This is a genomic window from Enterobacter sp. QK-SA4 (assembly GCF_056856775.1).
The window spans coordinates 1097382-1111130 of record NZ_JBXFXH010000007.1; the positions used below are offsets into that span (position 1 = coordinate 1097382).

A 13749-nucleotide genomic window follows, 5' to 3' on the forward strand; every position below is an offset into this window, starting at 1 on the left:
GACGGCGGCCCCCTTTTATCCGCGTTCAGGAGAAAATAATGCCCACAAAAATCGTCATAAAAAAGAACACATATTTTGACTCCGTCTCATTAATGTCTGTTTCCACCAAAGCCAATAAATTACCGGGCGTTGAGCAGGCGTTTGTCGCGATGGCGACGGAAATGAACAAAGGCGTATTAAAAAACCTCGGGCTAATAACGCCGGAATTAGCGGAAGCCAAAAACGGCGACCTGATGATCGTAATTAAAGGCGACGCGGCGAATGATGAAACGCTGGCGGCCATCGAAGCGCTGTTCACGCGTAAAGAGAGCGGCGGCACCCATGAAGCGCGCTACGCCACGATTGCCAGCGCCAAAACTCATCGCCCGGAGAGCAACCTCGCGGTGATTTCCGTCAACGGCACCTTCGCTGCCCGCGAAGCGCGCCAGGCGCTGGAAAACGATCTCAACGTGATGCTGTTTTCCGATAACGTGTCGCTCGACGACGAGCTGTCGCTGAAGCAGCTGGCGCACCAGAAAGGGCTGCTGATGATGGGGCCGGACTGCGGCACCGCCATTATCAACGGCGCGGGACTGTGCTTTGCCAACGCGGTGCGCCGCGGACCGATTGGAATCGTCGGCGCATCCGGCACCGGCAGCCAGGAGCTGAGCGTGCGCATTCACGAATTCGGCGGCGGCGTGTCGCAGCTGATCGGCACCGGCGGACGCGATCTCAGCGAGAAAATCGGCGGCCTGATGATGCTCGACGCCATCGACATGCTGGAAGCGGACGACGCGACCCAGGTGATTGCGCTGATCTCCAAGCCGCCGGCCCCTGCGGTGGCGGAGAAAGTGCTGGCCCGCGCGCGCGCCTGCCGCAAGCCGGTGGTTGTCTGCTTCCTCGGCCGCAGCGAACCGCCCGCCGATGAAGACGGCCTGCAGTTTGCGCGCGGCACCAAAGAGGCGGCCCTGAAGGCGGTCCTGCTCACCGGCATCAAAAAAGAGTCCCTCGATCTGCATCCGCTCAACTGGCCGTTGATTGAAGAGGTGCGCGCCCGCCTGACGCCGCAGCAGAAGTACATTCGCGGCCTGTTCTGCGGCGGCACCCTGTGCGACGAGGCGATGTTCGCGTCGCTTGCGAAATTCGACGACGTCTACAGCAACATCCAGCCGGATCCGTCTAAGCGCCTGGGCGACGTCAATGTCAGTAAAGCCCACACCTTCCTCGACTTTGGCGACGATGACTTCACCAACGGCAAGCCGCACCCGATGATCGACCCGACCAACCGCATCAGCCGCCTGCTGCAGGAGGCGCGCGATCCGGAGGTGGGCGTCATCGTGATGGACTTCGTGCTGGGCTTCGGCGCGCATGAGGATCCGGTCGGCGTGATGATCGACGCTATCAAAGAGGCGCAAGCGATCGCGAAGGCCGAAAACCGTCCTCTGGAAATTCTCGGCTACGTGCTCGGCACCGACCAGGATCCGCAGTCGCTGGCGCAGCAGTGCCAGCTGCTGACCGACGCAGGCGTCATCTGGGCCAGCAGCAGTACCAACACCGGATTACTGGCGCGCGAATTTGTCTGCAAAGGGGAGAAAGCATAATGACGACCTTATTCAACCAGCCGCTGAACGTGATTAACGTCGGCATTGCGATGTTCAGCGACGACCTCAAAAAACAGCACGTTCCCGTGACCCAGCTCGACTGGACGCCGCCGGGGCAGGGCAATATGCAGGTCGTTGAAGCGCTCGACCAGCTGGCGGAAAAACCGCTGGCGGAGAAAATTGCCGCCGCCAACCGCATCGCTCTTGAGCGCATTATTCAGTCCCATCCGGTGCTGGTGGGCTATGACCAGGCCATTAACGTGGTGCCGGGCATGACCCGCACCACCATTCTGCACGCCGGTCCGCCTGTCGCCTGGGAGAACATGTGCGGGGCGATGAAGGGTGCGGTCACCGGGGCGCTGGTGTTTGAAGGGCTGGCGAAAGATCTGGACGATGCGGCAAGGCTCGCTGCCTCCGGAGAAATTACCTTCTCGCCGTGCCACGAGCATGACTGCGTGGGCTCGATGGCGGGCGTCACCTCCGCATCGATGTTTATGCACATCGTTGAAAACAAAACCTACGGCAACCGCGCGTTCACCAACCTCAGCGAGCAGATGGCGAAGATCCTGCGCATGGGCGCTAACGACCAGAGCGTGATCGACCGTCTGAACTGGATGCGCGACGTGCTCGGCCCGATGCTGCGCGACGCGATGAAGATCGTCGGCGAAATCGACCTGCGCCTGATGCTGGCCCAGGCGCTGCACATGGGCGACGAGTGCCACAACCGCAACAACGCGGGCACCACGCTTCTTATTCAGGCGCTGACGCCGGGGCTGATTCAGGCGGGCTATCCGGTGGCGCAGCAGCGCGAGGTGTTCGAGTTTGTCGCCAGCAGCGACTACTTCTCCGGCCCGACCTGGATGGCGATGTGTAAGGCCGCGCTGGACGCCGCGCACGGCATTGAGTACAGCACCGTCGTCACCACCATGGCGCGTAACGGATACGAGTTCGGCCTGCGCGTTTCCGGCCTGCCGGGGCAGTGGTTCACCGGCCCGGCGCAGCAGGTGATCGGCCCGATGTTCGCGGGCTATAAGCCGGAAGACTCCGGGCTGGACATCGGCGACAGTGCCATCACCGAAACCTACGGCATCGGCGGCTTTGCGATGGCGACGGCCCCGGCGATTGTTGCGCTGGTGGGCGGGACGGTGGATGAAGCTATCGACTTCTCCCGTCAGATGCGCGAAATCACCCTCGGCGAAAACCCGAACGTCACCATTCCGCTGCTCTCGTTTATGGGCATCCCAACCGCCATCGACATCACCAAAGTCGCGGGCAGCGGCATTCTGCCGGTGATTAACACCGCCATTGCCCACAAAGACGCGGGCATCGGCATGATTGGGGCGGGCATCGTTCACCCGCCGTTTAGCTGTTTTGAAAAGGCGCTGTTGACCTTCCGCGATCGCTACTTTTTATAAGGCATGCATCCATGAAAAACATGAAGCTGGAGTGGAAAAGAGGTGACTGGGCGGCGTATTTCGGGTTGATGACCAACAACCTGACCAATTTGCTGACCATGATGGGGCTGCTCATTTTTGTCGTCGGCATCCCGAAGGAGATTGTTTATGGACGCATCGCGCCAGCCTTCGGGCTGGCGGTGCTGGTGGCGAGTATTTGCTACGCCTGGTTCGGCATGCAGATGGCGCGCGCCACCGGACGAACGGACGTGACCGCGCTGCCGTCCGGCCCGAGCGCGCCGTCGATTTTTACCGTGACCTTCCTGGTCCTGATGCCGGTTTATCAGCAGACCGGCGATGCGGACTTCGCGATCCAGATTGGCCTGGTGTGGTGCTTCGTGGAGGCGATGATCCTCGCGGGCGGTTCGTTTTTAGGGGAAACCATCCGCAAGATGATCCCGCGTACCGTGCTGCTGTCGTGCCTCTCCGGTTTGGGTCTGCTGCTGCTGGCGATGAACCCGATGCTGCAGGCGTTCGAAGCGCCGACCGTGTCGTTTATCGTATTGCTGCTGATCTTCATCAACTGGTTCGGTAAAAAGCCGATTTTCGCCCGTATCCCGACCGGTCTGCTGCTGCTGATTGCCGGTACGGCACTGGCGTGGATCTCCGGTCTGCAAAGCCCGGAAGCGATTAAAGCATCTATGTCATCCTTCGGCTTTAACCCGCCGGAAGTGCACGTGGACAGCTTCATGCAGGGCCTGCCGCACGCGCTGCCTTATCTGGCCTCTGCCGTGCCGCTGGGGCTGGCGAACTACATCTTTGACCTGGAGAACATCGAAAGCGCCCACGCGGCGGGAGATGCGTACCCGACGCGTAAGGTGATGCTGGCGAACGGTCTGGCGTCGATGCTCGGCTGCCTGATGGGGAACCCCTTCCCGGTGACGGTTTACGTCGGCCACCCTGGCTGGAAAGCGATGGGGGCCAGCATCGGCTACACGCTGGCCTCCGGCGTGACCATGTTCATCGTGCCGCTGTTCGGGCTGGGGGCATTTATGCTCGCCATCATTCCGATGACCGCCATCGTGCCGATTCTGGTGTTTATCGGCGTCGTCACCGCCAACCAGGTGGTGAGGGAAACGCCCAAAGTGGAGGTGCCGGTGATCTTCATCTGCCTGTTCCCGTGGATCGCCAACTGGGCGCTGACCATGATGAACAGCGTGATGGGGGCGGCGGGCACCAGCGCGGCGAAGATCGGCACCGACGTGCTGCACAGCAAAGGAATTTATTACGAAGGCCTGGTGCATCTCGGTAACGGCGCGCCGCTCGCCAGCATGCTGTGGGGCTGTATCGCCATCTTCGCCATCATCAACAAGCCGCTGCGCGGAGCCGTTGCGGCCGCGGGTGGAGCGGTGCTGGCGCTGTTTGGGGTGATCCACGCCCCGGTGGTGGGCTTTGCCGAAGGCAGTTCGCTGATGTTCGTTACGGCCTACCTGATGATGGGCGGCATGTTTGTGGTGAAGCATGTGCTGGATAGTCGCGAAGCGGAGAGCGCGGCGGCACCGGTTTCTGAATCCTGATAATGCCTGATGCCCTCACCCTAACCCTCTCCCACAGGGAGAGGGAACGTTAATCCCCTTCCCTGTGGGAGAGGACCGGGGTGAAGGCACCAGAACGCACCTTCGAAAGGAAACAAAATGAAAGAGCTTATGGTCGTCGCCATCGGCGGCAACAGCATTATCAAAGACAACGCCAGCCAGTCGGTTGAACATCAGGCGCAGGCGGTGAAAGCGGTGGCAGAGTCGGTGCTGGAAATGCTGGCCTCCGACTATGACATCGTGCTCACGCACGGCAACGGCCCCCAGGTGGGGCTGGATCTGCGCCGCGCCGAAATCGCCCACGAGCGGGAAGGGCTGCCGCTGACGCCGCTGGCAAAATGCGTGGCGGACACCCAGGGCGGGATTGGCTACCTGATCCAGCAGGCGCTCAACAATCGCCTGGCCGCGCGCGGGGAGCAAAAAGCGGTCACGGTCGTTACGCAGGTGGAGGTGGATAAAAACGATCCGGGCTTTACTCACCCTACCAAACCTATCGGTGCGTTCTTCACCGAGGCGCAGCGCGACGAGCTGCAGCAGGCACACCCGGACTGGCATTTTGTCGAGGATTCAGGCCGTGGCTACCGTCGCGTGGTGGCTTCACCGCAGCCGCTTCGGATTGTCGAGGCGGATGCGATCAAAGCCCTGACGCAAAAAGGCTTTGTGGTGATCGGCGCGGGCGGCGGCGGAATACCCGTGATTCGCAGCGAGCAGGGCGACTACCAGAACGTCGACGCGGTGATTGATAAAGATCTCTCCACCGCGCTGCTGGCACGCGAGATCGATGCCGACGTGCTGGCGATCACCACCGGCGTGGAGAAAGTGTGCATCAACTTCGGCAAGCCGAACCAGCAGGCGCTGGACACCGTCAGCGTGGCGCAGATGACGCGCTACAGGGAGGAGGGCCACTTCCCGGCGGGCAGCATGTTGCCCAAAATCGTCGCCTCGCTGGAATTTTTACACCACGGCGGCAGGCGCGTGATTATCACCTCGCCGGACTGCCTGCCCGCGGCGCTGCGCGGGGAAACCGGTACCCATATTGTTAATGAGGGAAGATAAGATGAGTGAAAACAAAAGCCGCCGCGAATTTATTAGCCAGAGCGGCAAAATGGTCACCGCCTGCGCGCTGTTTGGCGCCACCGGGTCCGTCGCGTATGCTGCTGACTCCGCGAAGCCAACCTGCGAGACGGGCAAACCGATGAGCATCACCGCGAAACATTACTATCTGGACAACGTGCTGCTGGAGGCCGGGTTTAACGTTGACGGCGGCGTGGCGACGAGCACCCGCACCGAGCTGAAAACGCTGGAGATTAAAGACGAGAAGATCGTCGCCCTGCGCGACAACAAGCGCCACGCCGACGCCACGCTGCCGCACTACGATGCGGGCGGCAAGCTGATGCTCCCGGCGATGCGCGACATGCACATTCACCTGGATAAAACCTTTTATGGCGGTCCGTGGCGCTCCCTGAACCGCCCGGCGGGCACCACGATCCAGGATATGATCCGCCTCGAGCAGAAGCTGCTGCCGGAGCTGCAGCCCTACACCCAGGAGCGCGCGGAAAAGCTGATCGACCTGATCCAGTCGAAAGGCTCCACCATCGCCCGCAGCCACTGCAATATCGAGCCGACCTCCGGCCTGAAGAATCTGGAAAACCTGCAGGCGGTTTTATCGCGCCGTAAGCCCGGCTTTGACTGCGAAATTGTCGCTTTTCCGCAGCACGGCCTGCTGCTGTCGAACTCCGAAAAGCTGATGCGCGAGGCGATGCAGGCCGGGGCGCACTACGTGGGCGGGCTGGACCCAACCAACGTCGACGGCGCAATGGAGAAATCCCTCGACGCCATGTTCCATATTGCGCTGGACTACGACAAAGGTGTGGATATCCACCTGCATGAAACCAGCCCGGCGGGCGTGGCGGCGGTGAATTACATGGTCGAGACCGTGGAGAAAACGCCGGAGCTGAAGGGCAAGCTGACCATCAGCCACGCCTTTGCGCTGGCGACGCTCAACGAGCAGCAGGTGGATGAGATCGCGACCCGCATGGCGGCGCAGCGGGTGACCATCGCCTCCACCGTGCCGATTGGCACCCTGCATATGCCGCTGAAGCAGCTGCGCGAGAAGGGTGTGTTCGTGATGACGGGGACCGACAGCGTCATCGACCACTGGTCGCCGTACGGTCTGGGGGACATGCTGGAGAAGGCGAATCTATACGCTCAGCTCTACATCCGCCCGAACGAGCAGACGCTCTCCCGCGCGCTCGGTATTGCCACCGGCGACGTGCTGCCGCTGAACGACAAGGGCGAGCGCGTGTGGCCGAAAGCGCAGGACGACGCCAGCTTTGTGCTGGTGGATGCCTCCTGCTCCGCCGAGGCCGTGGCGCGCATTTCACCGCGCACCGCGACGTTCCATAAGGGCAACCTTGTCTGGGGCTCGGTGGGTTGAGGTGCATTTCTCCCTCTCCCTGTGGGAGAGGGGTGGGGTGAGGGCTTCAGGCCGCACTTCCATAGGTTGGGTAAGGCGAAGCCGCCACCCGACAATGCAGTATACTGCTATGCACATTCTTAAAGAGGGATCTGCCATGGCACAAAACATCTACGACAATCCGGCGTTTTTTGAAGGCTACGCCCAGCTTCCACGCTCGGTGCAGGGGCTGGACGGCGCGCCGGAGTGGCCCGCGCTTAAGGCCATGCTGCCGGATTTAAGCGGCAAATCGGTTGTCGATCTCGGCTGCGGCTACGGCTGGTTCTGCCGCGCGGCGCGCGAGCTGGGCGCTGCTGACGTCACGGGGGTCGATATCTCAGAAAAGATGCTCGCCCGCGCAGCGGAGCTTACCGCTGACCCACAGATTCACTATCAGCGTAGCGATCTGGAATCTCTTAAGCTCAACGAGAACAGCCTCGATCTGGTCTACAGCTCGCTGGCGCTGCACTACCTGCCGGAACTGGATACGCTATTCGCCAGGGTCCAGCGCTCGCTCAAGCCCGGCGGCAGCCTGGTCTTTTCGATGGAGCACCCGATATACACCTGCGCCACCCGTCAGGGCTGGCTGACCGACGATAGCGGCGAGCGGTTCTGGGGCGTAAACCATTATCAGGATGAAGGCAAACGCGTCAGCAACTGGCTGGCGGACGGGGTGGTGAAATACCACCGCACGCTCGGCACCACGCTTAACGCGCTGATCGGGGCCGGATTAACGATAAGCGACGTCAACGAGTGGGGGCCAGCGCAGGCGCAGATTGACGCCTGGCCCGCGCTGGCCGAAGAGGCGGAGCGCCCGATGCTGGTGCTGATCGCCGCCCGTAAGGCTCAGTAACCCACCTTATACACCCGCCCGCTCTGCACGCCTTCCACGCTGCGGCGATAGGCCTGCGCCACGGTCGCGGCGGGAACGCTCTCAAAGCCCGGGAAGAAGCCGTCGTAGGTTTCGACGGATTCAGTGAGTACCGTCGGGCTAATCAGGTTGATGCGGATCCCGCGCGGCAGCTCGCAGGCTGCTGAGCGGACAAACCCTTCCAGCGCCGCATTCACCGTGGTGGCATTTACGCCCTGGGCAATTGGCTCGTGCGCCACGATGCCGCTTATCAGCGTAATAGAGCCGGCTTCGTTCAGATAATGCTGGCCGGTCAGCGCCAGGCGCACCTGTCCCAGCAGCTTGTCCTGCAGTCCCTGGTTGAATTCGCTGTCCTTCATGGTCGCGAGCGGGCCAAAGTAAAGGCCGCCGCTGGCGGACACAATCGCGTCCACCGGGCCGATTTTCTCAAACAGCGCCTGGACGCTCGCCTGCGAGGTGATATCCACCTGCTCGTCGCCCTGCGTGCGGCCGACGCGGATGACCTCGTGGCGACGACTCAGCTCTTCCGTTACCGCACGACCGACCGTACCGCTGGCACCAATAATCACGATTTTCATAGCCGACTCCTTATGTTGTGAGCCTTCATTCTTTAATAAATAAAAATGCAGATAAACTGGGCTAAAGTTAGAAGATTGCTAACCAGAGGTTTGGAATATGGATAAGCTTCGCAGTATGGAGACCTTTATTGCCGTGGTTGAAAGCGGCAGTTTTACCGGTGCGGCGGCTCGCCTGGAGATGTCGGCGGTAATGGTGGGGAAATACGTTGCGCTGCTGGAATCACAGCTCGGCACCCGTCTGCTGGAGCGTAACACGCGGCGCCAGAGCCTGACCGACGCCGGGCGGGTCTATTTCGACGAGGCGAAGCGGGTGCTGGAGCAGGTGGCGATTGCCGAAAGGGCCGTGGAACGCCTGCGCGCCGTGCCGTCCGGCACCCTGCGCGTGACCGCACCCACGTCGTTTGGCGGGAGCGCGATCGCGCCGCTTACGGCCTCTTTTTTACAACGCTACCCGGAGGTGCGCATCGAGCTGGATCTCACCAACCGGATGGTGGACCTGGTGGAGGAGGGCATCGATCTGGCCATTCGCATTGGCGACATTCACAACGACGATCTGGTGGCGAAATACCTCTGCCCTTACCGGATGGTGATCTGCGCCGCGCCGGACTACCTTGCGCGCTACGGTACGCCGCAAACTCCTGCCGATCTGGTGGATCATCTCTGCTTATCCCACAGCGTGTGGACCGCACGCAACGAGTGGCGGCTGCCGGGCGTCGAAGGCGAGGTGCGCTGGAAGCGGGATGCGGTCTTGAGATGCAACGACGGCTACGGGCTGCGGATGGCCGCGAGAGCCGGGGCGGGGCTGCTGCTGCAGCCGGAAGTGCTGGTGGCGGAAGATCTGGAAAGCGGCAGGCTGGTGCGGGTGCTGGAGGCGTATATTCCGGCGCCGAGACCCGTGCATTTGCTGTGGCGTCAGGATTTACGACCTCTCCCTAAGCTAACGGAATTTATCGCCCATATTCTGCTAAGATTGGGCACACTATAAAAAAAGAAGGTATGCAAAGAATGTCTGTGAATAAACTCGCCAGCAGCGCGCAGGGCCTGCAATCATCTGCCATCCGTGAATTATTAAAACATAGCAAAATGGCCGGCGTCATTTCGCTGGGCGGGGGTATTCCTAATCCCGATCTGTTCGATCACGAAGGGCTTAAAATTGCCGCTGATGCCGTATTATCACAGCATTTTGGCGAGGCCTTTCAGTACGGCCTGACCGAAGGCGTACCGGGACTGCGGGAAGAAATTCAGCGCATCTGCGTGGGGCGCGGTATCGCCTGTAAGGCCGATGATGTTGTTATTACTTCCGGTTCACAGCAGTCCCTCGACGTGCTGGCGCGTGCATTAATCAACCCGGGCGATACCGTTGTGGTTGAGCGTCCAACCTATCTGGCCGCGCTGCAGGTCTTCGGCCTGGCGCAGGCGAATTTTGAATCCGTTGGCACCGACGGCGACGGCATGAAGGTCGACGAGCTTGAAGCGCTGGCGGCAAATAAAACCATCAAAGCGGTCTATATTGTTCCGACGTTTGGCAACCCTGGCGGGGTAACCCTTTCTGAGGCGCGTCGCAAACAGCTGGTGGAATTATCTAAGCGCTATGACTTCGTCATTATTGAAGACGATCCGTACAGCGAAATTAATTATACCGATGAAGTTTTCCGCCCGTTAATTGCCCATGCCAAAGATATCGGCAACGAAGAGAACGTGGTGTATACCTCGACCTTCTCCAAAATTCTTGCTCCAGGAACCCGCGTGGGCTGGGTGCTGGTGCCGGAATGGCTGAAGCGCGCAGTAGTAAACCTTAAGCAAACCACCGACCTGCACACCAGCACGCTGTCGCAGCTGATGACGTATGAATACCTGAAAACCGGTCGTCTGCCCGATCAGATTAAAACGATCCGCGAAGCCTATCGCCAGAAATACCAGACGTTCGCAACCGAGCTGGAGGCCGAGCTGGGCGATGTGATGTCGTTCCACAAGCCGAAGGGCGGCATGTTCCTGTGGGCGACTATGAAAAATGGGAGTAATACCACTCGCTGGCTGGAAAAAACGTTAAGTAACGGCGTAGTATTTGTGCCGGGCGAGTTTTTCTACTGCAATGAGCCGGACCATTCAACGCTGCGTATGTCGTTTGTCACGCCAACGGATGAAGAGCTGAAGGAAGCGGTTCAACGCCTGAAAAAATCGCTGTAAAAGACCTGCGCATAATGGCTTTCCTGCCGTTATGCGCAATACGCGTTCAGGGCGGCACGGGCCGCGATCGTCCATGGAAATCGCCATGTTTGAATTTCTGTTCGGTGTCGTTACGCACACGCCCGCCTGGGTGTGGGTGCTGTTTATCTTCCTTATCTCTCGCGGCATTAAAGCCCGCAGGCCCGCCACCGTTACGCTGGAGAGGCTTGCCATCATTCCGGCAATATTTCTAATCTGGGATATCTACGATCTGGTGGTCTACCGCACGCTGACGCCCGGAACTGTCGCATTGTGGACGGCGGGGATCCTCGCCGGGGCCGCGCTGGGGTATTTCCTGATTAAGCAGGCGGTTATCACCCGCGCAGATGCGCCGCGCAGCCTTTACCGTCAGGCAGACTACACCGCGCTGCCGTTTATGATGCTGGCGTTCGGCGTCAAGTATGTGCTGGGCGTGATGAGCGCGGTCTCTCCCCAGACGATGCAGCAGCCCGCCATGAGCGCGCTGGCGATCGTCTCCGGCGGCGTGTTTGCCGGTGTGTTTCTCGGGAAATTTGCGCGTTATATTGGCGTGTATAACAGCGCCGCACCGCGCCCGGTGGAGTAAGATTATTCTGTCGCGTGAGCCAGCGTGCGATCTGAGGCATCACCGCTGAGTGCTCGCGTGACTTCATGGATCTGCCAGATTTTCCCTTCACGCAGCGCGGCAAACAGGTAAACCTCGATCTCTGCCTGACGACCATCAGGATACGTGACCGTCACGATATGCCGGTCAGCCAGAAGTTCGTCATGACAGGCTATCTCCACCACGGTAAAGGCGATCGCGCGGATCTGCGAGCTGACGTGGCTCAGATGCTGGACAAAACCCCGGTAGTCAAGCGCGTGACCGTCCGTAAACTGCTGGTAATCGGGCGTAAATACCTCTGCCGGATCGATATCGCCGTTGAATAAGCGGGTTAACAGGCAGGCCATCTTTTCGCGCTGCGCGGCGTTGTCGGTGTGGGCTATCAGGGACGTGATAATGCTCATGCGGGCTCCTTATATGGTGAATCACCATTATCCTTGACAGCCGAAGTCGCAGTTTCTCTAATACGCCAAAGAATAACGATTTTCGGTCAAAATGATATGGTCAGTGTTGAAACGCTCCTTCATCCCGGCGGGTACCGAACGCCCTGGCACAGTCATCGCACCGGCCAGCTGTGGCGCATTGCAACGGGGCTGCTGGTCATTGAGACGCAGCAGGCGCGTTCGGTCGTACCGGCAAAACACATCGGCTGGATCCCTCCGGATCGGCAGCACGCCGCTTTTTCCGAAAGTGCGATAGAAGGCTGTGCTATCTTTCTTGACCCCGCCGGGTGCGCAATGCTTCCCGATGCGCCCGCGCTGTTCGAGCCCGACGATCTCACCCATGCACTGTTTTCCCGTTTATGCGATGCAGAGAGCGAGTACGATCCGCGAAAGCTTACTTTGCTGCTGGATGAGCTTGCCCTGACGCCCCAGGCTCGCTTTTCTCTGCCCGTGCCGACGGATCCGCGTCTGAAGAACGTGGTCAGCCATTTGCTGCAGTTTGTCGATGATAACCAGACGGTCGAGAGCCATGCTGTTCATGCTGGGATGAGCGTGCGTACGTTCAACCGTCGGTTTAGCGCCCAGACCGGAATGAACTTTGTTAACTGGCGGCAGCTGGCGCGCGTCATGCGGGCAATGGAGTGGCTGGCGGCGGGGAAGCCGGTAGGGTGGATTGCGCTGTCCTGCGGCTACAGCAGCGTCAGCGCATTTATTGAGGTTTTCAGAGCATGGACCGGTAAAACGCCGGGGCAGTGGGTTTGATTTCGCGGTCTGATGCCCTCACCCCAACCCTCTCCCACGGGGAGAGGGAGAAAACCCTGTCCTAAGGTGAAGCCGCCACCCGGCGATTGACTACCGCTCCCGCAGCGCCTCTTTCGCACGGTTAAACGGCTTGATCAGATAATCCAGCACCGTTTTCTCGCCGGTCTTAATGTCCACCGTCGCAATCATCCCCGGCACAATCGAGAAGTGCCTGCCCGCCTTATTCACCAGGTAATCCTGGCTGGTGCGGATAAACAACCGGTAATAGAACACTTCCGGCTTGGCCTCGTCCTGGATGGTGTCCGGAGAGATCGTTTCGACGACCCCGTGCAGGCCGCCGTAAATGGCGTAATCGTAGGCGGTGATTTTAACCAGCGCCTCCTGGTTAGGGTGGATAAAGGCGATATCGCGCGGCGACAGGCGGGTTTCGATCAGCAGGTGATCGTCCACCGGCACAATCTCCATAAGCTCGCCGTTGGGCGGGATCACGCCGCCGATGGTGGTGACCTTGATGTTTTTCACGATCCCGCGTACCGGGGATTTTACCGTCAGACGGGTCACGGAATCCTGGCGGCCTTTGAGGATCGCTGAAACCATATCCACCTCGGCATTGGCCTTGGATAACGCCTCCCGGGCCTGAACGTAATACTGCGAGCGTACGTCGGTGAGCTTCAGCTCCAGATCGCTTTTCTGCCGCTGCAGGCGCAGCACCTCCACGTGGCTGGCGGCGCCGGTTTTGACCAGCCGCTGGGTGATGGCCAGCTCCTTGTTGGCGAGATCTAACGCGGCGCGCAGCTCTCGCTGGGTATCCTCCAGCTGCGCGCGGCGGGAGTTGTAGAGGCGCGTTTCGTCAGCAATCAGATCCGGCCATTTTGCCAGCGAAGGGGGGAACTTCAGCGGGAGATCGTTCACCTCGGCGTACAGGCGGGCGCTGGAGGCCAGTGAGGCCCGGTAGCGCGCCGCGCTTTCGCCGACGTTCGATTCGGAACGCGTCGGATCGAGCCGCGCCAGCACCTGTCCGGCCTGCACCTGATCGCCCTCGTGGACGTTCAGCTCGGTGAGGATCCCGCCGTCGAGAGACTGTAGAACCTGCTCGCGCGAGCTGGGGATTACTTTACCCGAGCCGGTTGATACCTCATCCAGCACGCCAAACCACGCCCAGACGCCCAGTACCACAAACATCAGCAGCGAGAAGATCACGATCCGACGCGCGCCGGTGTAGCCGCTTTCGGAGTCGAGGGCGTTATCCAGATCGTCCATTG

Annotated in this window: 13 protein-coding genes; 10 read left to right on the forward strand and 3 right to left on the reverse strand. The window is 60.3% G+C overall.

The genetic code is table 11. From position 1 onward, the window contains the following. The first annotated feature begins 38 nt into the window (after positions 1–38). The 6 genes from fdrA to AC1VYI_RS06950 all read left to right on the forward strand — a co-directional run bounded on the left by fdrA (position 39) and on the right by AC1VYI_RS06950 (position 7877). Entirely contained in the window at positions 39–1580 is a 1542-nt protein-coding gene (gene fdrA / locus AC1VYI_RS06925; RefSeq protein WP_482878359.1) for an acyl-CoA synthetase FdrA, read from the forward strand. Then, the gene (locus AC1VYI_RS06930) at positions 1580–2995 is read left to right on the forward strand and encodes a YlbE family protein (protein WP_023308913.1); all 1416 of its coding nucleotides are present in this window, start codon (positions 1580–1582) and stop codon (positions 2993–2995) included. The genes fdrA and AC1VYI_RS06930 overlap by 1 nt, the downstream gene beginning before the upstream one ends. An 11-nt stretch (positions 2996–3006) precedes the next feature. Continuing rightward, entirely contained in the window at positions 3007–4551 is a 1545-nt protein-coding gene (locus tag AC1VYI_RS06935) for a xanthine permease (protein ID WP_226484224.1), read from the forward strand. A gap of 117 nt (positions 4552–4668) precedes the next feature. Further along, positions 4669–5625 (forward strand): carbamate kinase family protein, encoded by a 957-nt coding sequence (locus AC1VYI_RS06940; protein ID WP_482878360.1) that lies wholly within the window; start codon positions 4669–4671, stop codon positions 5623–5625. A gap of 1 nt (position 5626) precedes the next feature. Continuing rightward, the gene (locus AC1VYI_RS06945; protein WP_134867244.1) at positions 5627–7006 is read left to right on the forward strand and encodes an amidohydrolase family protein; all 1380 of its coding nucleotides are present in this window, start codon (positions 5627–5629) and stop codon (positions 7004–7006) included. A gap of 136 nt (positions 7007–7142) precedes the next feature. Continuing rightward, a complete protein-coding gene (locus tag AC1VYI_RS06950) occupies positions 7143–7877 on the forward strand; it encodes a class I SAM-dependent methyltransferase (protein ID WP_226484222.1) in 735 nt (244 codons plus the stop codon). On the opposite strand, the gene AC1VYI_RS06955 is transcribed toward AC1VYI_RS06950, so the two are convergent. Continuing rightward, the gene (locus tag AC1VYI_RS06955) at positions 7871–8473 is read right to left on the reverse strand and encodes a short chain dehydrogenase (protein WP_134867245.1); all 603 of its coding nucleotides are present in this window, start codon (positions 8471–8473) and stop codon (positions 7871–7873) included. The genes AC1VYI_RS06950 and AC1VYI_RS06955 overlap by 7 nt on opposite strands. Before the next feature lie 97 nt (positions 8474–8570). Here AC1VYI_RS06955 and AC1VYI_RS06960 point away from each other — a divergent pair, with 97 nt between their 5' ends. The 3 genes from AC1VYI_RS06960 (at position 8571) to AC1VYI_RS06970 (ending at position 11264) form a co-directional block, all read left to right on the forward strand. Next, positions 8571–9458 (forward strand): LysR family transcriptional regulator, encoded by an 888-nt coding sequence (locus AC1VYI_RS06960; protein WP_134867246.1) that lies wholly within the window; start codon positions 8571–8573, stop codon positions 9456–9458. 20 nt (positions 9459–9478) lie between these two features. Beyond that, positions 9479–10660: an aminotransferase-like domain-containing protein gene (locus AC1VYI_RS06965; RefSeq protein WP_134867247.1), complete on the forward strand. Its 1182-nt coding sequence runs from the start codon at positions 9479–9481 to the stop codon at positions 10658–10660. An 85-nt stretch (positions 10661–10745) separates the two neighbouring features. After that, on the forward strand, positions 10746–11264 hold the full coding sequence (locus AC1VYI_RS06970) for a DUF6622 family protein (RefSeq protein ID WP_045357529.1): 519 nt from the start codon (positions 10746–10748) through the stop codon (positions 11262–11264). 2 nt (positions 11265–11266) lie between these two features. Here the strand turns inward: AC1VYI_RS06970 and AC1VYI_RS06975 are convergent, their stop codons facing one another. Next, positions 11267–11686: a nuclear transport factor 2 family protein gene (locus tag AC1VYI_RS06975; protein ID WP_134867248.1), complete on the reverse strand. Its 420-nt coding sequence runs from the start codon at positions 11684–11686 to the stop codon at positions 11267–11269. A gap of 96 nt (positions 11687–11782) precedes the next feature. Between AC1VYI_RS06975 and AC1VYI_RS06980 the strand changes: the two genes are divergently transcribed. After that, positions 11783–12487 carry a helix-turn-helix domain-containing protein gene (locus tag AC1VYI_RS06980; protein WP_045404685.1) on the forward strand — a complete coding sequence of 235 codons (705 nt, stop codon included), beginning with the start codon at positions 11783–11785 and terminating at the stop codon, positions 12485–12487. 90 nt (positions 12488–12577) lie between these two features. Here AC1VYI_RS06980 and AC1VYI_RS06985 read toward each other — a convergent pair whose 3' ends face one another. Then, positions 12578–13747, reverse strand: a complete 1170-nt coding sequence (locus tag AC1VYI_RS06985) for a beta-barrel domain-containing protein (protein ID WP_134867432.1) — start codon at positions 13745–13747, stop codon at positions 12578–12580. Positions 13748–13749: the final 2 nt, after the last annotated feature.